The sequence below is a fragment of the Modestobacter sp. DSM 44400 genome (assembly GCF_900107175.1).
In the GTDB taxonomy this organism is placed as follows: Bacteria; Actinomycetota; Actinomycetes; order Mycobacteriales; family Geodermatophilaceae; genus Modestobacter.
Window position 1 is genome coordinate 38,687 of the sequence record NZ_FNOZ01000024.1, and the last position, 17,082, is coordinate 55,768.

Genomic DNA, 17,082 nt, shown 5'->3' on the forward strand with positions numbered 1-17,082 from the left:
TTGCGGGCTACAGCCCACCGGCGACCCGCAGCACCGCGCCGGTGCAGTAGCCGGCCTGCGGGGACAGCAGCCAGGCGATCGCCGGGGCGATCTCCGCCGGGTCGCCGGGACGGCCCATCGGCACCCGGGCGGTGGCCCGGTCCAGCCGGCCGGGGTCGCCGGCGCCGGCGTGGATGCCGGTGCGCACGAGCCCCGGCGCGACGGCGTTGACCCGGACGCCGTCGGCCGCGAGTTCCTTCGCCAGCCCGACCGTGAGCGCGTCGACCCCGGCCTTGGCGGCGGCGTAGTGCACGTACTCGTGCGCCGAGCCCAGCGTCGCGGCCGCCGAGGAGACGGTCACGATGGCCCCGCCGGGTCCGCCACGCCGCCGGGACATCACCTGGGCGGCCCGCCGGGCGCACAGGACGACGCCGAGCAGGTTGACGTCGAGCACGCTCCGCACGACGTCCACCGGGGTGTCGGCCAGGTCGCCCAGGTGCGCGGTCAGCCCGGCGTTGGCGACCAGCCCGGTGACCGGGCCGAGCTCGGCGGCCGCCGCGGCGAAGAGCGCGTCGACGTCCACGGCATCGGTCACGTCGGCCTGGACGGCGACCGCCCGCGCCCCGGCGGCGTGCGCCGCCGCGACGACCCGGGCCGCGGCTTGCTCGTCGACGCGGTAGCCGACCACCACGTCGTGCCCATCGAGAGCCAGGCGCACGACGGTGGCGGCGCCGATGCCACGGCTGCCGCCGGTGACGATCGTGACCGGGCGGGGAGGGGTCATGCGCCGATCGTGCCCGGCGGGCAGGGTCAGCCCTGGGGCGGGCTGACCTCACCCATCTCGCCCCAGCCGTCCTGCGGCACCTCGACGTTCACGATGTCCGGCTTCTTGGTGACCAGGTCACCCATCCAGCCGATCGCCGTCCGGAAGTGGTCGGTCTGCACGTGCGCGGCGCCGGCATCGGCGTCGCGGAACGCCTCCACCAGCGTGAACACGTTGTCCTCGTCCACGCTGCGGCTCCACTCGAAGAAGAGGTTGCCCTCCTCGGCGCGGGTGGCCCGGGTGAAGTCGTCGACGAGGGTCAGCCACTCGTCGGCGCGGTCGGGGCGGATCGTCCACTTCACGACGATGAAGATCACGGTGGGTTCCTCCTGGGTCGGGCCCTCACCGTAGGACCCAGGAACGCACGGCGCCGCCCGCAGGTCCGGGTGGACCTGCGGGCGGCGTCGGAGCTGGCGGCGGGGGGTCAGCCGCGCGTGCGCGTCCCGTAGCGCTGGCGGAACTTCTCGACCCGGCCCGCGGTGTCGATCACGCGCTGGTCACCGGTCCAGAAGGGGTGCGAGGAGGCGCTGGTCTCCACCGACACCATCGGCAGGGTCTCGCCGTCCAGCTCGATGGTTTGGCTCGTCGCGACCGTGGACCGGGTCCGGTAGGTCGCGCCGGTGGCGCTGTCCCGGAAGACGACGGTGCGGTAGTCGGGGTGGATGCCGTTCCTCATGGTGGTTCCTCTCGGTCTCGCGGGACGTCCGCCCCCACTGGGGCGGGCTGATCGCGGCACCTGGCGGAACCGCCCCGCCCCGCACTCTGTTCCCGCGCCGTCGGCGCACGACCTGCGCCGTGCGCTACGGCTCGGGGTGCTGGCGCCGACGAGCGGACCGGGTCAGCTCCCGGAACTGCAGGTGCCTGATCAGGTCGGCCGCCCGCTCCACGGGGAGTCTCGAGCACCTGCGCCAGGGAGACTGCGGCAGCGTCGTCGTCCTCGGCCTCGAGCACCGCGGCCAGCACGTCCGGAGCGCGGTCGTGGACCCCGTCGAGCACCTCCGCCTCGGCCCGGCGGCGCGCCCACCGAGGCTCGTCCCGGTCGGGCTCGACCTCGGCGCGCTCGGCCTCGAGCGTTCGGGACCCGGGGTCCTACGGGCCGGTCCCACCCGGCGCGGGTTGCCCTGCCCAGTACTCCCGACCGTTGTGCTCCCAGTCCTGGGTCAGCTGCAGCGACGCCTCGGTGAGGGCGGCGACGAGAGCGGAGATCTGACTGACGTGCACAACGAGCGGCTCCGCGTCCGCCCGCCGTGCCTGCCGGAGCGCCAGGTGAGCTCCCCGCCCACCCTCGGGCGAGTGGCTCTCCATCCAGCCGGAGACCAGCAGAGCCAGATCGCCGACACCGGTCGGCACGACGGCCCCACTGTCCCCTCGTCGAAGACGTCCATCCGCAAGGGGCCGACTGGGGGGCGGGATCGTCGGACAGCCCGGGCGCAGTCATCTGCTCTCCTCGTCGCGGTCGCCGGAGCGACCGTCGGTGCACAGTGCCCTGGAGGGGGTGGATCAGCCCAGCAGGCGCCCGGCCGGGTCGATCTGCCACGTCGGAACGGCGGCGACCAGCCGTGCCACCATCGCCGCCAGCAGCGCGGCGCCCTCCTCCGCCGAGGCCCCGGCCGGGTCGCCGAGCACCCCGTTCGGAGTCACGCCGCGCACCCCCTCGGCCCGCAGTCTGGGCAGCAACGCGCCGATCGGCGTGGTCTCGCCCGCCGCCGCCAGCGCCTCGCGCACCCCGTCCGGTTCCACGTGCAACATCAGTGACGTCTCGGTGCGGCCGGCGTGGGCGTCACCACTGGGCGTCCCGCACGGGAACCAGGCGACGTCCCGCCCCTCGGTGCGTAGCAGTGGCACCGCCGTCCGCAGCGCGTCGAGGTTGCCGCCGTGGCCGTTGACCACCACCAACCGGCCCGCCCACCGGCAGGCGGAGCGGCCGTACTCGACCAGCAGCCCGGTGAGCGCCCCGGTGCCGATCGACACCGTGCCCGGGAAGTCCTCGTGCTCGCCGCTCGCGCCGTAGGCCAGCGTCGGGGCGAGCAGCGCCCCGTCCAGCGCTGGGACGGCGGACTCCGCCACGACCGTCGCCAGCACCGCGTCGGTGGCCAGCGGCAGGTGGGGGCCGTGCTGCTCCACCGCTCCCAGCGGGACGACGAGCAGCGGCCGCCCGGTCAGCTCCGGCCAGGTCGCGTCGGCCAGCCGGTCGCTCACAGCGCCGTCTCCAGGCGCTCGCCCTCGACGGTGGCCGCCGACGCCCGGCGCGACGTCACGGAGTCGCCGATCCGGTGCACCTGCGCGGCGAAGACGATGCGGTTGGCGACGGTCACCGGGCCCAGGCGCAGCGGGGTGGACAGGTGGCGGTGCTGGTCCATCCGCGCCTCTCCGTCCCTCCGCCGGTCCCGGCACCCTGCCCGCGGCTGTCGTTGACCTCCTTGAAGTCATCGAGGTCGACGAACAACAGGCTGACCGGGGCACCCGTGCGGAGACCGCGGGCAGTGGTCTCCTCCAGCAGGGTCCGGTTGGGCAGGCCGGTCAGCGCGTCGCTGAGCCCCTGGACCTCGTTGAGCCGCCAGGAGGCCAGGTGCGTCGGGCCCGCGGCCAGCACGAACGCCGCGTGCACCCCGGTCCACAGCCAGGGGTCGTGCATACCGGTGTGCCCGAAGACCGCCTGCGGGTACAGCGCGCCGATGACGCCATGGTGCACGGTGACCACCAGCAGTGCGATGCCGAAGGGCGCCCAGTGCTGGTAGAGCGAGACGATCCCGACCATCACGAAGAAGATGAAGTGCGCTTCGGTGATGCCGTCCACGGGTGCACGAGCGCTACCGAAGCGGCCATCAGGCTCAGCGTGGTCGCTCCGGAGCGCCCCGGGCGGGAGAAGGTGGGGACGGCGGCGAACTGTCCGCCGCCCCACCACCAGCACAGCAGCACGAGGGCGGCGGGCGCGGCCAGGCAGGTCCGCACGATGCCGTGGTCTGCGCTGCCAGACCGCCTCGGGCAGCTTGCGCCCGTCGGGCCGCAGGCGCACGGCCTGGTCGCAGAGGAAGCGGATCACCCTGTCCAGATCGGCGTGCGTGGAGGCCCACCTCCTGCACCCGGGCCCCGGTGGCGTTCCCCTTCGGAGAGGCTCGGACTGGGAGAGCGCACAGCCGACTCCTGGCCCGGTGGCAGGCGGCCGGGCGACGCTGGGGTCTCGCCCACCCCGGAGGTCCCCCGTGCTGACCGTCGCCGTCCTCGTCGTCTTCCTCGCCGTCCTCACCTCGGCCGACCTGCTGCCCGCACTGCTCGGCTCGGACGCCACCGGGCTGGTGGCACCGCTCCGTTGACCGTCGCCCGTCCCACTAGGACATCCGCGGTGGTACGCTGGCTCGATGAGTGGGACGTACCCGGTGGTGCTCGGAGACCGCGGCCGGCTGGTCATACCCGCCGAGCTGCGGGAGCACATGCACCTGGTCGCGGGCGCGCCACTCGCACTCGTCGAGACCCCGCGCGGCTTCCTGGTGATGACGCGCGAGGAGCTCAAGCGTCTTGTCCGCGAGGATCTCGCCGGAGCAGAACTGGTCGATGAACTTCTCAGCGAACGCCGCGCAGCGGCCGCCGTCGAAGACGCCGGATGAACCTGTTCGACAGTTCCGCGCTGCTCTGCTTCCTCCAGGGCGGGTTCGGGGCCGACCGGGTCGAGGAGGTACTGGTCGGTGAACCGGCGGTCTGCAGCGCCGCGAACTGGTCGGAGACGGCTCAGAAGGTCCTGCGCCTCGACGGCGACTGGCCCAGCTCTCGTGCGCTGCTACTGAGCTATCAGCTGACCGTGGAGCCGGTGACCCGCGAGGACGCGGAAGCCGCAGCCGCCCTGTGGCGCCGGAACTCCGGGCTGTCGCTCGCCGACCGGATCTGCCTGGCCACCGGACGGCGCCTCGCGGCCGTCGTGTGGACCGCCGATCGGGCCTGGGGCGAATCCGACCTGGTGCGCCAGATCCGCTGACCCGGAGCAGTCGGCGGCGCTCGTGGTGGTCTACCTGAGGTCCAGTCCGGCCAGCGGCGACTCGTCGCAGGCCTTTGCCGGCGGAAGCGCCGGCATGCCCAGCAACGTGGGCTGGCCACGGACCGGCCCGGAGTGGGAGTGGTCGAGGTGGCTCTTCGGCGGAGCCAGCGCCAGGTCGCGGGCCGCCAGGGCGGTCTCGCCGTAGCCCTGCACGCACTCGGGGTCGGGCCCGTCCAGCGGCAGGCCGGTGAAGAACTTGGCCGCCATGCAGCCACCCCGGCAGGAGTCGAAGTGCTGGCACTTGGTGCACGCGCCGCCGGTCTGGGGGTTGCGCAGGTCGGCGAACAGCTCGCTGTGCTGCCACACCCGCTGGAAGCCGCCCTCGCTGCGCACGTTGCCGGCCAGGAAGTTCTCGTGGATGGCGAACGGGCATGCGTAGACGTCGCCCACCGGGTCGATCAGGCACACCACGCGGCCCGCGCCGCACAGGTTCAGCCCGGGCAGCGCTTCACCGAGGGCCGACAGGTGGAAGAAGGAGTCGCCGGTGAGCACCTGGTCGCCGTTGGCCAGCAGCCACTGGTAGAGGTCACGCTGCTGGGCCTGGGTGGGGTGCAGCCGGTCCCAGACGTCGGCGCCGCGACCCGAGGGGCGGAAGCGGGTGATGCGCAGCTGGGCCCCGTAGGAGTCGGTGAGCGCCCTGAACTCATCCAGCTGCCCGGCGTTCTCCCGGGTGACGACGACGGACACCTTGAAGTCCCGCATCCCGGCCTCGGCCAGGTTCGAAAGCGCCCGGGTCGCGGTGGCGAAGGACCCGGTGCCGCGGACGGCGTCGTTGACCTCGGCGGTCGCGCCGTCCAGGGAGATCTGCACGTCGACGTAGTCGGTGCGGGCCAACTGCTGGGCCCGGGCCTTGTCCAGCTTGATGCCGTTGGTGGAGAACTTGACCCCGACGTCGTGGCCGATCGCGTAATCGAGCAGGTGCCAGAAATCGGGTCGGACTGTGGGCTCGCCGCCGCCGACGTTGACGTAGAAGACCTGCATCCGCTGCAGCTCGTCGATGACCGCTTCGGCCTCCGCAGTCGACAGCTCGCGGGGGTCACGTCGTCCGGATGAGGACAGGCAGTGCACGCACGCCAGGTTGCAGGCGTAGGTGAGCTCCCAGGTCAGGCAGATGGGGGCGTCCAGGCCGAACTCGAACTGGTCGATGAGGCGGCCACCCACGGGACGCTCGCGGGCGGGGCGGGACGGCAGGACGGCGGTCATGCGGGTGCCTTCCGGAGCTCGATCATCGAGGAGCGGGAGAGGTCGGCCAGCGCCTTGACGTAGGCCGGGCGCTGCGCCTCCGGCACGTCACAGGCGACGAGCGTGGCGGTCGCGCTGGGATGATCGGCGAGGGTCTCGACCACCCGGACCAGCGTCTGCGACTTCAGGAACGACAACTTCCGGTTGCCGAAGTGGTAGACGAGCGCGCCGAACGGCTCCGGCCGCAGCGCTACCGACCGCGAGCGCTGCCAGGGCAGTTCGGGGTCGAACGCGACGTCGGGGCCGGCCGCCCGCGGTCCTCCGGGCACCGTCCCGGACACCAGGGCCGCGTCGATCAGTACACCCCGCACATGCCGTCGATGGAGACCTCCTCCACGAGGGACTCCTCGACGAGCACCTCCTCGGCGGGGGCGGCGGGATCGGCCTGGGCGACGTCCTGCGCGGTCTCGGGCATGGTGCCTCCGGGGTGAGCTCGGTCACGGATCGGACGGAGGCGACGCTAGTGACACCGAGTGCCACCGGCAAGCGACGATCCGGCGGCGATCGTGTCGCCGGTCACCGGTCGCCCCGGACGAGGGAGGATGGTCCCGTGTCCGAGACGACGGTCGTAGCCGATCCGCGCGGGGAGACCCGGCTGCGGATCGAGCGGGCCGCCCTGGACCTGTTCACCTCGGAGGGGTTCGACGAGGTGACCACCGACGCGGTGGCCGACGCCGCAGGCATCAGCCGGCGGACGTTCTTCCGCTACTTCGCCACAAAGGCCGACGCGGTGTGGGGCGACTTCACCGCGCACGTCAACCGACTGGAGGTCCTGCTGGCCGCGGCCGGCGACCACCAGCCCGTGCTCACCTCGATCTGCCGCGCCTACGTCGAGGTCAACGACTACGCCACCGACGACCTGCCGATGCTGCGCCAGCGCCTGCGCCTGATCTTCACCGAGCCGGCGCTGCAGGCCCACTCCCAGGTCCGGTACGCCGCGGTCGACCGCGCGGTAGCCGACCACGTCGCCCGGCGGACCGGCGCGTCGGCCGGCGCACTGGTGCCCCGCCTGGTCGCGACCAGTACGCGGGCCGCGGCGACGACGGCGTTCGAGGTGTGGCTCGCCGACGGCCGCCTCCCGCTGGCCTGGGCCCTGCACGATGCCTTCGACGAGCTCGCCGCCGGGTTCCCGTCCCTGCGGCCGGCGCGGCCGGCCGTGCGCTGACCTCAGCCGGCCGCACCAGCGGGTCAGCTCTTCTGCGCGATTCCGCGGGCGACCTCGGACGGGCGCTGCTGCTCGCCGGCGTAGGAGCTGACAGCGACGAGCGCGCCGGTGAGCGCGGGGACGACCCACTGCAGGGCGTCGAGCTGGCTCTGGGCGGCGGCGATGTCCGCGCGTGCCCGCTTGGAGGGCTTGGTGCCCCGCTTCGACGGCGTGGCACCGCCCTGCGACACCTTCTGGCCGAGCACCCGGCTGTACGCGGTGACGCCCAGCGCGGCGGCGGTGAGGACGGTCTTCAGTGCCGACATCCCGGCCACGCCCTCCTGCTGCGCCACGCGGCCGCGGTTGCCGCGCAGCTGGCCGACGCTGCCAACCAGGTGGGCGGCGATGGCGGCGGCGTTGACCGGCGTCCACCGGTCCCAGCCGGCGTTGGCGACGGCGCCGGTCCTGGCGTCGCTGCCCGCCTCGGCCGCTGCGGCGTTCAGGGCGACGGCGTTGGCGAGCGTGCCGCCGAACCAGGCCGCCAGGCCGACGTCGTGCAGGGAACGGGACACGGTGTTGCGGGCCATCGGGTTTCTCCTCAGAGCGGTGGGGATCGGGCCGATCAGGTCTGTCCACGGCGCCGGAGCGCCGCCGTCGTCCGGCTCTACCCGGGGTCCGGCACGCCCACCCGTCCCGAGACGAACCTGTCCGGATCGGGTAGGAAGCAGGGATGCCGGATGCCGCGACGACCTTCGAGCTCCAGCCGCTGCACCACGTGCAGCTGGCCGTCCCCCGCGGCGCGGAGGACGCGTGCCGCGCGTTCTGGGGCGGGCTGCTCGGGATGACCGAGCTGACCAAGCCACCCGTGCTGGCCGCCCGGGGCGGTTGCTGGTTCCGCGGCGGCGGTCTGGAGGTGCACCTCGGGGTCGAGGAGCCGTTCGCACCGGCGACCAAGGCCCACCCCGGCGTCCGGGTCCGGGGCCTGCGGGCCCTGGCCGACCGGCTGGCGAGTGCAGGTGCACCGGTCACCTGGGATGACGAGTTCCCCGGTCACGACCGGTTCTACTCGGCTGACCCGTTCGGGAACCGGCTGGAGTTCCTCGAGTCCCGCGCCTGACGCATCCGACGGGTCAGCCGCCGAGCAGGCCGCCCAGCTTGCCCATCGCGCCGCCCCCGCCACCGCCGCCACCGAGCTTCTTGATCAGGTCCATCGGCTCGAGGCCGAGTTTCGATAGCAGCCCGGCGTGCTCCTCGGTGTCCACCTTCCCGGGCAGCTCCTTGTCGGCCTGCTGCGCCTTGGCGTCGTCCCCCTGCGAGCGCAGGAGCTGGAGGATCTGGTCCTTGTCGATCTGCATGGGGCGTGCGGTACCCGGCGGTCCCGGATCGACGCCTCGACGCCCGGGCGGAGTTGCGGGCCGTGGTGCACCTGTCGTGACCGACGTGGAACCCCTGCGTCTTGACCTGCCTCCACCGTAAGCAGTAGCTCTCCGTTCGTGGCCGCTTACCAAGCACGGGACGGCTGGGAGGCGCTGGGGGATCCCACCCGGCGCGCCATCGTCGCGTGCCTGGCCGAGCGACCGCGAGCCGTCGGGGAACTCGCCGACGAACTGCCGATCAGCCGTCCAGCGGTCTCGCAGCACCTCAAGGTGCTGAAGGACGCCGGTCTGGTCACCGATCGCGCAGCCGGTACCCACCGGGTCTACCGGCTCAGTCCAGAGGGCCTGGGCGCGCTGCACCCACCCGGCACTGGTTCCCGAACGTCTGGGACTTCCCCGGCGGCCACGTCGAGAGCGGCGAGACCGAGGTGGCCGCTCTGCGGCGGGAGATCAAGGAAGAGCTGGGCGTGCAGGTGGTCACCGTTGACCCGGAGCCACTGATCCGCATCCGCGACGCGGCTGCCGACCTGCACCTGGGCATCTGGGTGGTGCGCCGCTGGACGGGCACGCCGGTGAACCGGTGCGCCGAGGAGCACGACGAGTTGCGCTGGGTGAGCCAGCATGACCTTCCGGCCCTGGAGCTGGCCCACCCCAGCTACGCGGCTCTCCTCGCCGGGCTGCTGTCGCCCTGGGCCGCACCGGAACCCGATGGCGTGGCACTGACCGACTTGGTTGAGTGACCGCGCGATCGCCGACGACGTGTTCCGGGACCAGCCCGTGCTGTCGGGAGCCCGAGTCCGACTCGAGCCGCTCACGTCGGCTGTGCTGGCCGAGTACTGGCTGGCCCTCCAGGATCCCGAGGCCCTCCGGCTGACCGGGACCCACGCCAGCTTCACCCGGGAACCGATCGTCAGCTACCTGGCACACAAGCCGCAGCAGCGCGACCGCGCCGACCGGGCCGCCATCCGGATCAGCGACGGCGCCTACCTCGGCGAAGCGGTGCTCAACGAGCTGGACACCCACAACCAGGCCGCCAGCTACCGGATCGCCCTGGCCGGCCCACCGGTGTTCGGTGGTGGGTACGGCACGGAGATCACCGAGCTGGTGGTCGACTACGCGTTCTCGACCGTCGGACTGCACCGGCTCAGCCTCGAGGTTTTCGACTTCGACCCGCGAGCTCAACGGGTGTACGCGAAGTGTGGGTTCACCGACATCCCGGTGCGGATCCGCCCGTCGGGCAGCAGCGGCGGCCTCGGCGTCGTCGAAGACGCGCAGCTCCGGCGTCGCCATGACGGGCTTGACGAGCGGCGTCCCTGCCTCGTCGTGCCGGATCTCGAGCCGTCCCGGCCACCGGTTCAGCGTACTGACGTCCGGTCGCGGCCAGACCGTCGAGCAGATCGAGCGCGACTCCGACCGCGACCGCTTCTTCACCGCCGAGGAAGCGCGCGAGTACGGCTTCATCGACCGCGTGATCACCCACGCTGCCGCACTGCCCGGGGCCGACGACAACCCGGTGACCGGCGGATGAGCCGACCAGCCATGGCAGGCGGTCAGGATGGTCCGGTGGCTGCTGACTTCGCGGGTGAGACCGCCCTGCTCTACGCGCGGTACCGGCGTGACCTGCCCGCGGACCAGACCCGGGCACTGGTCGAGCACCTGGGGTTGCGGGCGGACGACGTCGTGGTGGACCTGGGCTGCGGCACCGGACAGCTCGCCGTCCCGGTGCGAGAGCACTGCGCCGGCGTCCTCGCCCTAGACCCTGAGCCAGGCATGCTGGCCGGACTTCGCGCTGGCGACGTGCCGGGAATCCTGTGCGTGCTGGGCACCGACCGCGACCTCCCCGAGCTCCGACGGCGACTGACCGACCGGGTCGGCGTGGGCGCGGTGCTGATCGGCAACGCCCTGCACTGGATGGACGAGCCGGCAGCCCTGGCCGGCTGTGCCGACCTGCTGCGCCCCGGGGGCAGGATCGCGGTGATCACCCAGGGACCACCGATGTGGCTGGGCCCTGCTGCGTGGCAACAGAGCGTCCGCCAGGTGCTCGAGCGGTTCTTCGGACCGGTCAGCGCCACGTGCGGCAGCGACAGTGCCGCCCTGCAGCTCCGCGTCGGGACACTGGAGGAGCTCGGGCTGGACGTGCAGGTCGCCACGTGGCGCGCCGAGCACGACGTCGACGCCGACTGGGTCATCGGGCACCTGGGCAGCGCTCTGCCGGCCGGGGCACTGCAGGTCCGGACACCCGGCGGGCCCGCCGACGCTGTGGGAACGGCTCTCGACCAGCATGCCGGACCGCTGGTGGAGGCGGTCACGACCACCGCCGTGATCGCCCGTCGGCCTACGAAGGCGGCTTGACCCCGGCGATCACGGTGAGGAGGTCGCGGTAGGCCTGCTCGGGGTCTCCGTCCCGGACGACGTGCGTGCGCGGGCGACCGGCCACCACCTCCGCCAGCCGGGCGTGCATGCCGGCCAGCTCGGCCATCCCGCCCGTGCGGTCCAGCAGCTCCTGGGCGTCGCGGTGCTCGGGGCGCACCGGCTCCGCCGAACGGCGCACGAAGCGTCGTGCCGCCTCGTTGAGGAGCACCAGGCGAGCCACCCGGCGACAGCAGGGGCGACCCGGTCCTCGGCGCACGGACACGCCAACTCCGCAGGGCAGGGGTGACAGCACGAATGTGCCGCCAGGTGGCCGTTCGCGCTCCCGAAACTGTCGGACCCCTGCCCTAGCTTCGTGGCATGGAGGTCACGGGCGAGTGGAGTCTGGCGCTGAGCGTCGGGCCGTCGCTGCCCGCTGCGCCGGAGTGGCCGCCGCGGCCGGCCGGTGTCACCCGGCGGCCGGTGCGGTTGACCGAGCTGGTTCAGCCCTCGACCTTCGACGGTGCCCGCTGCGCGGCTGAGCTGTCGTTGGTGGAGCAGATGAAGGCCCAGTTGGATGCCTACCAGTTGGCCGTGGTGAAGCAACTGGCCGACCAGCGCCCCGACCTGTGGGATCTGACCCCTGACGACCCGGGCGGGAAGGCCGAGGGATGGGTGCCGGCGCGGACATTCGCCGGGGTGACGGAGTTCTTCGTCGACGAGCTGGCTGTGGTGTTGGGCTGTTCACCGACCCGGGCACACACCCTGGCCGACACCGCCCTGGTCCTCACCGAACAGCTGCCCACCACCTGGGAAGCCCTGGCCGACGGGCGGATCGACGTCACCCGGGCGCGGGCCATCGCCAAAGCGCTTGGGTGGCAGGCCCCCGAGGTGGACCCCGACATCGTCGCTGCGGTGGAGACCCGAGCACTCGGCTGGGCCCTCGACGGTGAGACCCCTGGACGGCTGCAGGAGCGCACCGCCGCAGCCCTCGTGGAACTGGACGCCGCCGCGGCCGACCGGCGCCGCAAGCGCGCCGAGAAACTGGCTGACACCCGTATCCGCAACGTCCGCGACGGGATGGCCGAGTTCGTTCTGGACCTGCCCGTCGACGTTGCCGTCGCCTGCCGCGACGCCGTCGACTCCTACGCCCGCACGTGGAAGGCCGACGGAGACACCCGACCCATCGGGCAACTGCGGACTCTGGTGGCCGCCGACCTGATCCTCCGACCCTGGGACACCTCCCGGGAGCCGGTCACCGCGCACATCACCGTGGTGGCGCCTCTCGGATCTCTGGGTGGTCCTGGTGCCGGTGACGTCGAGGAGTGCGGGTCGGTCAGCGGGCACCCGATCACCGCAGCCCACCTGCGCGACCTGCTGCACGAGCTGGACGCCCTGTGCCCGGGCGGTCTACAGGCTCCGGCCGGCGGCAGCGTGGGCGTCAGTCTGGTCGACCCGGCCACCGGCGCCCTACGCGCCACGGTCACCCACGCACAGCTGCGACGGCTGGCCCGCCGGGGATGCACCGACCACCCCGACACCGCCTGCACCTGCTCACTGGTCGACCGGCCACCGCGCACCGACCGCTACGAACCCACGCCCGCCCAGCGGCGCTGGGTGAAGGCCCGCGACGGGGGCTGCCGGCATCCCGGTTGCCGCCGGCCCGCGGCCTGCACCGACCCGGACCACGTCGTTCCGCACGGCGCGGGCGGGAACACCGACTGCACCAATCTGTGCTGCCTGTGTCGGCGACACCATCGGATCAAGACCCACGCCCGCGGCTGGCACTTCGCCATGACCCCAGATGGCGTGCTATCGGTGACCACCCCCTCCGGGATCACCAGGACCACCCGACCACCGGGCACCGCTCCACCCGTGACAGCCGCCGTGACAGCACCTGCCCACGACGGTGACCTACCGTCGTTCTGACCCGAGGTCTGCCCTCGGGAACATCCGCGACGCCAGACGACCCACGGGTGACATCGGGTCACCCATGTCGCCATCCCACCGTCAGGACTCAGCTGACAGCTCGGCCGATCCGCGAGATGCGCCTGCCGCTAGCCTCGACCCATGGTCGAGGCCGATGCAGACATCAACTTTTACTTCGATCCGGTGTGCCCGTTCGCCTGGTTGACCAGTCGCTGGGTGCACCGCGTCATGGCGCAGCGCGACTACGCGGTCGACTGGCGCTTCATCTCGCTGCGGCTGATCAACGCACACGTCGACTACGACGCCCAGTTCCCGCCCGAGTACGAGGCCGGCCACACGTCCGGGCTCCGGCTGCTGCGGGTGGCCGCCCGGACCCGCGCCGAGCACGGCCGGGAGGCAGTGGGCACCCTTTACACCGCCCTGGGACAGCGCATCTTCGACGCCCCCGTGGAGACCGAGCAGACTCCCGGCGCGCGGGAACGCCGGGGCACCCCAGAGTTCGTCTCACCGGCACTGGCCGAGGCCGGCCTCCCCGCGGACCTCGTCGACGCGCTGGACGACGCATCCCTGGACCAGGTCGTCCAGGCCGAGACCGACGAAGCCCTGTCGCTGACCGGCAAGGACGTCGGCACGCCGATCATCCACTTCCAGCCACCCACCGGCGTGGCCTTCTTCGGGCCGGTCATCAGCCGGCTGCCCGCCGAGGAGGACGCCGTCCGGCTGTGGGACCACGTCGTCGGGCTGGCCGGTTTCCCGGGTTTCGCCGAGCTCAAGCGGAGCCTGCGCGAGCGCCCGCAACTGCGCGGGCTCGGCGTGGACGTGGACGAGGTCGGGGTCACCGAGGACTGGCACGGCGGCAGTCGGCGGCTCAAGAAGTAGAGACTCCCCCCATGGACAACCTCACCCATTCCGGTTCGATCGTCGTCCGCTCGTCGCCTGAGGCCCTCTACGACCTGGTGTCCGACGTGCCCCGCACCGGGGAGTGGAGCCCGATCTGCACCACCTGCTGGTGGGACGAGGGGCAGTCCGCCGAGGTGGGCGCCTGGTTCACTGGCCGCAACGAGGTACCCGGGCGGAGCTGGGAGACCCGCAGCCAGGTGGTGGCCGCCGACCGCGGGAGGGAGTTCGCCTGGCTGGTCGGCGGCCGGCTGGTGCGCTGGGGCTTCACCTTCGCCCCGGTCGAGGGCGGCACCGAGCTGACCGAGTCCTGGGAGTTCCTCCCGGCCGGCCAGGAGTTCTTCGCCGAGCGCTACGGCGAGGACGCCCAGCGGCAGATCGAGGACCGCACCAGGGCCGCGCACGAGGGCATCCCGGTGACCCTCGCGACGATCAAGCGGATCGCCGAGTCCGGCTGAATTCCGCCAGCCCGGCCAGCAGCCGGTCGACGTCCGCGTCGTTGTTGTACGGCGCGAGCCCGATGCGCAGCCCGCCGGTGTCACCCAGGCCGAGCCAGCGGGAGGCCTCCAGCGCGTAGAACGACCCCGCGGGTGCGTTGACCCCTCGCTCGGCGAGGAAACGGTAGGCGTCGGCGGCGTCCTGGTCGGCGAAGGTGAGCAGCAGGGTCGGCGTCCGCCGCTCCGCGCGCGACCACACGGTCACCCCCGGCAGGTTGCGGACGCCGCCCTCGATCCGCTCGCGCAGCCGGTCCTCGTGCGCCTCGATCGCGTCCATCGCCGTCTCCAGCCCGGCCCGGCGCGGCCCGCCGCCGCCGAGGCTGGCGAGGAAGTCGATCGCCGCGGTCGTGCCGGCCAGCAGCTCGTAGGGCAGCGTGCCCACCTCGAACCGCTCCGGGACGGCGTCGGTCGAGGGCAGCAGCTTGTCCGGGTGCAGCGTCTCCAGCAGCGCCGGGGAGGCGATGACGCAGCCGCAGTGCGGGCCGAGGAACTTGTACGGCGAGCAGGCGAAGAAGTCCGCCCCCAGCGCGGCGACGTCGACCATCGCGTGCGCGATGAGGTGCACGCCGTCCACCCAGGTCCAGGCACCGGCCGCGTGCGCGAGCGCGGTGATGGCGGGCAGGTCGGGTCGGGTGCCGATCAGGTTCGAGGCGCCGGTGACGGCCACCAGCCGGGTCCGCTCGGACAGCAGCGCGCCCACCGTCGACGGGTCGAGCTCGCCGGTCGCCGGGTCGAACTCCGCCCACCGGACGGTTGCGCCCCGGGCCGCGGCGGCCTGAACCCAGGGACGGATGTTGGCGTCGTGCTCCAGCCGGGTCACCACCACCTCGTCACCGGGGCCCCACCCGGCCGACAGCACGCGGGCGAAGTCGTAGGTGAGAGACGTGGCGCTGCGGCCGAACACGACCCCGCCGGCATCGCCGTCCACCAGGTCGGCCACGGCCGCCCGGGCCGCGAGCACCACCGCGTCGGCGTTCCGCTCGGCCTGGGTGACCTGGCCGCGGTTGGCCATCGGCGCGGTCATCGTGGCGGCGACGGCAGCGGCGACCACGTCCGGCACCTGCGACCCGCCCGGTCCGTCGAAGTGCGCCGCCCCGGCGGCCAGGGCCGGGAAGTGGGCGCGGACAGCAGTGACGTCGAAGCTCATGGCTCTCCCGGGGGCTCGGTCAGGGGTACTGCTCGCGTCGATCATGGTGTGTCGGTGGCGACGCGTCGCGACCGGGCGGGACGTCGCCACCGCCGCGCCATGATCGCCGGGAACGACGGGGTGGCCGCGGCAACGATCCGGTCCGGCCGCACCAGCACCGATCGCCCGCGCAGCCAGCGCACCAGCTCCGGGCAGGCCAGCTCCCCCGGCCCGTCGCCGAGCCGCAGCACCCGGACCCCGGCCGCGTCGGCCAGCGCCGGGACGGGCCCGCCGGCGGTCAGCACCGCCCAGCCCTCGCCGAGGACGTCGTCCAGCCGGACGCGCATGCCGTCCACCGCAACCGTCGGCTGCGGGACCAGGGCACCCACCGGCGACCCGGGGACGAACCGGGGACGGCGCACCAGCCGGCCGCGGCGCAGCGGCGGGGTCCGGCTGCCCAGCGTGAAGTCCGAGAGCCCGGGCAATCGGCGCACCCTCCCGAGCGCCAGCCGGCGGACGACGGCCGCGCCGCGTCCCCCGCCGGTCATCAGCCGGCCGAGCAGGACGGCGACCCGGATCAGCGCCGCGGCGTGCGGCGCCCGCTCGGCCTGGTGGGTGTCCAGCAATTCCTCGTCCCCGCCGGCCAGCACGGCGGCGAGCTTCCAGGCGAGCTGGTGGGCGTCGCGCAGCCCCAGGCCCAGGCCCTGCCCGATGAACGGCGGGGTGAGGTGGGCGGCGTCGCCGCACAGCAGCACCCGCCCGTTCCGCCAGCGGTCGGCGACCTGGGCCGCGTAGGAGTACTCGGCGGTCCGCACCACCTGGGCGCCCGCGGCGCCGAAGCAGGCGAGTTGCACCGGGAGGTCCAGGTCGGCGGCGGTCTCGTCGTCCGCCAGCCGAAACTCCGCCCGGTACCGGCTGCCGGCCACCGGCATGAACGTGGCCGGGCGAGCCGGGTCGCAGACCTGGTGCACACCGGGCCAGACGTCCAGCGGCTCCACCGACTCGAGGTCGACGACGAGCCACCGCTCGGTCGGGCCGAGGTCGCGCATCCGCGCGCCGATCAGCCGCCGCACCGTGCTGTTCGCCCCGTCGCAGCCGAGCACCGCGTCGGCGTCGACCTCCTCGTCCTCGCGGGTGGCCAGGTCCCGGAGGACCACCCGGACCGATCCGTCCCGTTGTTCCACGTGCAACAGCTCGCAGCCGCCGCGCAGCCGGGCCCGGGGCTCGCCGGCCAGCTCCGCGCGCATCAGCGCCTCGAGGTCGGGCTGGGTGAACATCGACGCCTGCGGCCAGCCGTGCACGCCCGGCCCGCGCCGGAACTCGACCAGCGTGCGGTGCGCGCCGTCCAGTAGCCGCAGCCCGGCCATCGGCCGGCTGACCGCGGCGAAGGCGTCGGCGACGCCGGCGGCTTGCAGGACGCGCAGCGACTCGTCGTCCAGGTGCACCGCGCGCGGCTGGGGGTAGACGGCGGCGTGCCGGTCGAGCACCAGGACGTCGACGCCCCGCCGGGCCAGCAGCAGCGCGGCGGCCACCCCGACCGGGCCGGCGCCCACGACCACCACCGTCACGGCGCCGAGTCTGCCCGCCGGCGCGCCGGCCGCTCACCCGGGCGGGTGACCGAGGAGGTCCGGACCTCAAGACGCCGACCCAGGTGTCGTTGAGGGGGTGTGGCGACGACGGCGGTACGGGC

Annotated in this window: 24 protein-coding genes and 3 pseudogenes; 12 read left to right on the top strand and 15 right to left on the bottom strand. The window is 73.4% G+C overall.

Annotated features, from left to right (window positions below; translation table 11 throughout):
* Positions 1-7: 7 nt before the first annotated feature.
* The 7 genes from BLW04_RS15215 to BLW04_RS28510 form a co-directional block, all read right to left on the bottom strand.
* Positions 8-763, bottom strand: a complete 756-nt coding sequence (locus tag BLW04_RS15215) for an SDR family oxidoreductase (RefSeq protein ID WP_091542925.1) — start codon at positions 761-763, stop codon at positions 8-10.
* Positions 764-789: 26 nt separating this feature from the next.
* On the bottom strand, positions 790-1,119 hold the full coding sequence (locus BLW04_RS15220) for a putative quinol monooxygenase (protein WP_091542927.1): 330 nt from the start codon (positions 1,117-1,119) through the stop codon (positions 790-792).
* 107 nt (positions 1,120-1,226) lie between these two features.
* Positions 1,227-1,478: a type B 50S ribosomal protein L31 gene (locus BLW04_RS15225; RefSeq protein WP_091542930.1), complete on the bottom strand. Its 252-nt coding sequence runs from the start codon at positions 1,476-1,478 to the stop codon at positions 1,227-1,229.
* A 413-nt stretch (positions 1,479-1,891) separates the two neighbouring features.
* Positions 1,892-2,152, bottom strand: a complete 261-nt coding sequence (locus BLW04_RS15230) for a hypothetical protein (protein ID WP_091542932.1) — start codon at positions 2,150-2,152, stop codon at positions 1,892-1,894.
* A 150-nt stretch (positions 2,153-2,302) separates the two neighbouring features.
* A complete protein-coding gene (gene mftE, locus BLW04_RS15235; protein ID WP_254781604.1) occupies positions 2,303-3,001 on the bottom strand; it encodes a mycofactocin biosynthesis peptidyl-dipeptidase MftE in 699 nt (232 codons plus the stop codon).
* On the bottom strand, positions 2,998-3,162 hold the full coding sequence (locus BLW04_RS28505) for a hypothetical protein (protein WP_254781606.1): 165 nt from the start codon (positions 3,160-3,162) through the stop codon (positions 2,998-3,000). The genes mftE and BLW04_RS28505 overlap by 4 nt, the downstream gene beginning before the upstream one ends.
* Positions 3,114-3,599: a diguanylate cyclase domain-containing protein gene (locus BLW04_RS28510; RefSeq protein WP_254781608.1), complete on the bottom strand. Its 486-nt coding sequence runs from the start codon at positions 3,597-3,599 to the stop codon at positions 3,114-3,116. The genes BLW04_RS28505 and BLW04_RS28510 overlap by 49 nt, the downstream gene beginning before the upstream one ends.
* Positions 3,600-4,161: 562 nt before the next feature.
* Here BLW04_RS28510 and BLW04_RS15245 point away from each other — a divergent pair.
* On the top strand, positions 4,162-4,407 hold the full coding sequence (locus BLW04_RS15245) for an AbrB/MazE/SpoVT family DNA-binding domain-containing protein (RefSeq protein WP_091542936.1): 246 nt from the start codon (positions 4,162-4,164) through the stop codon (positions 4,405-4,407).
* Positions 4,404-4,772 (top strand): type II toxin-antitoxin system VapC family toxin, encoded by a 369-nt coding sequence (locus tag BLW04_RS15250; protein WP_091542937.1) that lies wholly within the window; start codon positions 4,404-4,406, stop codon positions 4,770-4,772. Before BLW04_RS15245 ends, BLW04_RS15250 begins: the two co-directional genes overlap by 4 nt.
* A gap of 30 nt (positions 4,773-4,802) precedes the next feature.
* On the opposite strand, the gene mftC is transcribed toward BLW04_RS15250, so the two are convergent.
* The 3 genes from mftC to mftA are packed head-to-tail and all read right to left on the bottom strand — an operon-like array spanning position 4,803 to position 6,489.
* Positions 4,803-6,035, bottom strand: a complete 1,233-nt coding sequence (mftC, locus tag BLW04_RS15255; protein ID WP_091542940.1) for a mycofactocin radical SAM maturase — start codon at positions 6,033-6,035, stop codon at positions 4,803-4,805.
* A complete protein-coding gene (gene mftB / locus BLW04_RS15260; protein ID WP_254781610.1) occupies positions 6,032-6,385 on the bottom strand; it encodes a mycofactocin biosynthesis chaperone MftB in 354 nt (117 codons plus the stop codon). Before mftB ends, mftC begins: the two co-directional genes overlap by 4 nt.
* A complete protein-coding gene (gene mftA, locus BLW04_RS15265; RefSeq protein ID WP_091542943.1) occupies positions 6,370-6,489 on the bottom strand; it encodes a mycofactocin precursor MftA in 120 nt (39 codons plus the stop codon). The genes mftB and mftA overlap by 16 nt, the downstream gene beginning before the upstream one ends.
* Positions 6,490-6,624: 135 nt before the next feature.
* Between mftA and mftR the strand changes: the two genes are divergently transcribed.
* Positions 6,625-7,239, top strand: a complete 615-nt coding sequence (mftR, locus tag BLW04_RS15270; RefSeq protein WP_091542945.1) for a mycofactocin system transcriptional regulator — start codon at positions 6,625-6,627, stop codon at positions 7,237-7,239.
* 23 nt (positions 7,240-7,262) lie between these two features.
* Here mftR and BLW04_RS15275 read toward each other — a convergent pair whose 3' ends face one another.
* Positions 7,263-7,805, bottom strand: a complete 543-nt coding sequence (locus BLW04_RS15275) for a hypothetical protein (protein WP_091542948.1) — start codon at positions 7,803-7,805, stop codon at positions 7,263-7,265.
* Between the two features lie 143 nt (positions 7,806-7,948).
* On the opposite strand from BLW04_RS15275, the gene BLW04_RS15280 reads away from it, so the two are divergent.
* Positions 7,949-8,335 (top strand): VOC family protein, encoded by a 387-nt coding sequence (locus tag BLW04_RS15280; RefSeq protein ID WP_091542951.1) that lies wholly within the window; start codon positions 7,949-7,951, stop codon positions 8,333-8,335.
* 13 nt (positions 8,336-8,348) lie between these two features.
* Here BLW04_RS15280 and BLW04_RS15285 read toward each other — a convergent pair whose 3' ends face one another.
* The gene (locus BLW04_RS15285; RefSeq protein WP_091542953.1) at positions 8,349-8,573 is read right to left on the bottom strand and encodes a hypothetical protein; all 225 of its coding nucleotides are present in this window, start codon (positions 8,571-8,573) and stop codon (positions 8,349-8,351) included.
* A gap of 138 nt (positions 8,574-8,711) precedes the next feature.
* Here BLW04_RS15285 and BLW04_RS28515 point away from each other — a divergent pair, with 138 nt between their 5' ends.
* From BLW04_RS28515 to BLW04_RS28530, 5 genes and pseudogenes are all read left to right on the top strand, one after another.
* On the top strand, positions 8,712-9,095 hold the full coding sequence (locus BLW04_RS28515; protein ID WP_254781612.1) for an ArsR/SmtB family transcription factor: 384 nt from the start codon (positions 8,712-8,714) through the stop codon (positions 9,093-9,095).
* Positions 8,981-9,334, top strand: a pseudogene (locus tag BLW04_RS28520) (NUDIX domain-containing protein); the annotation flags it as partial. The gene BLW04_RS28515 and the pseudogene BLW04_RS28520, both read left to right, overlap by 115 nt.
* Positions 9,335-9,371: 37 nt before the next feature.
* Positions 9,372-9,791: pseudogene (locus BLW04_RS29670) on the top strand (GNAT family N-acetyltransferase); the annotation flags it as partial.
* Positions 9,790-10,122: pseudogene (locus BLW04_RS28525) on the top strand (ATP-dependent Clp protease proteolytic subunit); the annotation flags it as partial. The pseudogenes BLW04_RS29670 and BLW04_RS28525, both read left to right, overlap by 2 nt.
* A gap of 35 nt (positions 10,123-10,157) precedes the next feature.
* Positions 10,158-10,946, top strand: coding sequence for a class I SAM-dependent methyltransferase (locus tag BLW04_RS28530; protein WP_254781615.1), 789 nt, complete (start codon positions 10,158-10,160; stop codon positions 10,944-10,946).
* Here the strand turns inward: BLW04_RS28530 and BLW04_RS15310 are convergent.
* Positions 10,930-11,187 (bottom strand): hypothetical protein, encoded by a 258-nt coding sequence (locus BLW04_RS15310; RefSeq protein ID WP_091542957.1) that lies wholly within the window; start codon positions 11,185-11,187, stop codon positions 10,930-10,932. The genes BLW04_RS28530 and BLW04_RS15310 overlap by 17 nt on opposite strands.
* A gap of 137 nt (positions 11,188-11,324) precedes the next feature.
* Here BLW04_RS15310 and BLW04_RS15315 point away from each other — a divergent pair, with 137 nt between their 5' ends.
* From BLW04_RS15315 to BLW04_RS15325, 3 genes are all read left to right on the top strand, one after another.
* Positions 11,325-12,872, top strand: coding sequence for an HNH endonuclease signature motif containing protein (locus tag BLW04_RS15315; protein WP_091542959.1), 1,548 nt, complete (start codon positions 11,325-11,327; stop codon positions 12,870-12,872).
* A 141-nt stretch (positions 12,873-13,013) separates the two neighbouring features.
* The gene (locus tag BLW04_RS15320; RefSeq protein ID WP_091542962.1) at positions 13,014-13,751 is read left to right on the top strand and encodes a mycothiol-dependent nitroreductase Rv2466c family protein; all 738 of its coding nucleotides are present in this window, start codon (positions 13,014-13,016) and stop codon (positions 13,749-13,751) included.
* Between the two features lie 11 nt (positions 13,752-13,762).
* Positions 13,763-14,227: an SRPBCC family protein gene (locus BLW04_RS15325; RefSeq protein WP_091542964.1), complete on the top strand. Its 465-nt coding sequence runs from the start codon at positions 13,763-13,765 to the stop codon at positions 14,225-14,227.
* Here the strand turns inward: BLW04_RS15325 and BLW04_RS15330 are convergent.
* Positions 14,202-15,413 (bottom strand): cysteine desulfurase-like protein, encoded by a 1,212-nt coding sequence (locus BLW04_RS15330; protein WP_091542966.1) that lies wholly within the window; start codon positions 15,411-15,413, stop codon positions 14,202-14,204. The genes BLW04_RS15325 and BLW04_RS15330 overlap by 26 nt on opposite strands.
* A 41-nt stretch (positions 15,414-15,454) precedes the next feature.
* Positions 15,455-16,960 carry a bifunctional 3-(3-hydroxy-phenyl)propionate/3-hydroxycinnamic acid hydroxylase gene (locus tag BLW04_RS15335; protein WP_091542968.1) on the bottom strand — a complete coding sequence of 502 codons (1,506 nt, stop codon included), beginning with the start codon at positions 16,958-16,960 and terminating at the stop codon, positions 15,455-15,457.
* Positions 16,961-17,082 lie beyond the last annotated feature (122 nt).

What these genes read in the sequence shown, in the direction of transcription:
- BLW04_RS15215 (WP_091542925.1), bottom strand. Translation starts at nt 763, where the DNA reads ATGACCCCTCCCCGCCCGGTCACGATCGTCACCGGCGGCAGCCGTGGC.
- BLW04_RS15225 (WP_091542930.1), bottom strand. Translation starts at nt 1,478, where the DNA reads ATGAGGAACGGCATCCACCCCGACTACCGCACCGTCGTCTTCCGGGAC.
- BLW04_RS28505 (WP_254781606.1), bottom strand. Translation starts at nt 3,162, where the DNA reads ATGGACCAGCACCGCCACCTGTCCACCCCGCTGCGCCTGGGCCCGGTG.
- BLW04_RS15245 (WP_091542936.1), top strand. Translation starts at nt 4,162, where the DNA reads ATGAGTGGGACGTACCCGGTGGTGCTCGGAGACCGCGGCCGGCTGGTC.
- BLW04_RS15250 (WP_091542937.1), top strand. Translation starts at nt 4,404, where the DNA reads ATGAACCTGTTCGACAGTTCCGCGCTGCTCTGCTTCCTCCAGGGCGGG.
- mftC (WP_091542940.1), bottom strand. Translation starts at nt 6,035, where the DNA reads ATGACCGCCGTCCTGCCGTCCCGCCCCGCCCGCGAGCGTCCCGTGGGT.
- mftA (WP_091542943.1), bottom strand. Translation starts at nt 6,489, where the DNA reads ATGCCCGAGACCGCGCAGGACGTCGCCCAGGCCGATCCCGCCGCCCCC.
- BLW04_RS15275 (WP_091542948.1), bottom strand. Translation starts at nt 7,805, where the DNA reads ATGGCCCGCAACACCGTGTCCCGTTCCCTGCACGACGTCGGCCTGGCG.
- BLW04_RS15280 (WP_091542951.1), top strand. Translation starts at nt 7,949, where the DNA reads ATGCCGGATGCCGCGACGACCTTCGAGCTCCAGCCGCTGCACCACGTG.
- BLW04_RS15285 (WP_091542953.1), bottom strand. Translation starts at nt 8,573, where the DNA reads ATGCAGATCGACAAGGACCAGATCCTCCAGCTCCTGCGCTCGCAGGGG.
- BLW04_RS15315 (WP_091542959.1), top strand. Translation starts at nt 11,325, where the DNA reads ATGGAGGTCACGGGCGAGTGGAGTCTGGCGCTGAGCGTCGGGCCGTCG.
- BLW04_RS15320 (WP_091542962.1), top strand. Translation starts at nt 13,014, where the DNA reads ATGGTCGAGGCCGATGCAGACATCAACTTTTACTTCGATCCGGTGTGC.
- BLW04_RS15325 (WP_091542964.1), top strand. Translation starts at nt 13,763, where the DNA reads ATGGACAACCTCACCCATTCCGGTTCGATCGTCGTCCGCTCGTCGCCT.
- BLW04_RS15330 (WP_091542966.1), bottom strand. Translation starts at nt 15,413, where the DNA reads ATGAGCTTCGACGTCACTGCTGTCCGCGCCCACTTCCCGGCCCTGGCC.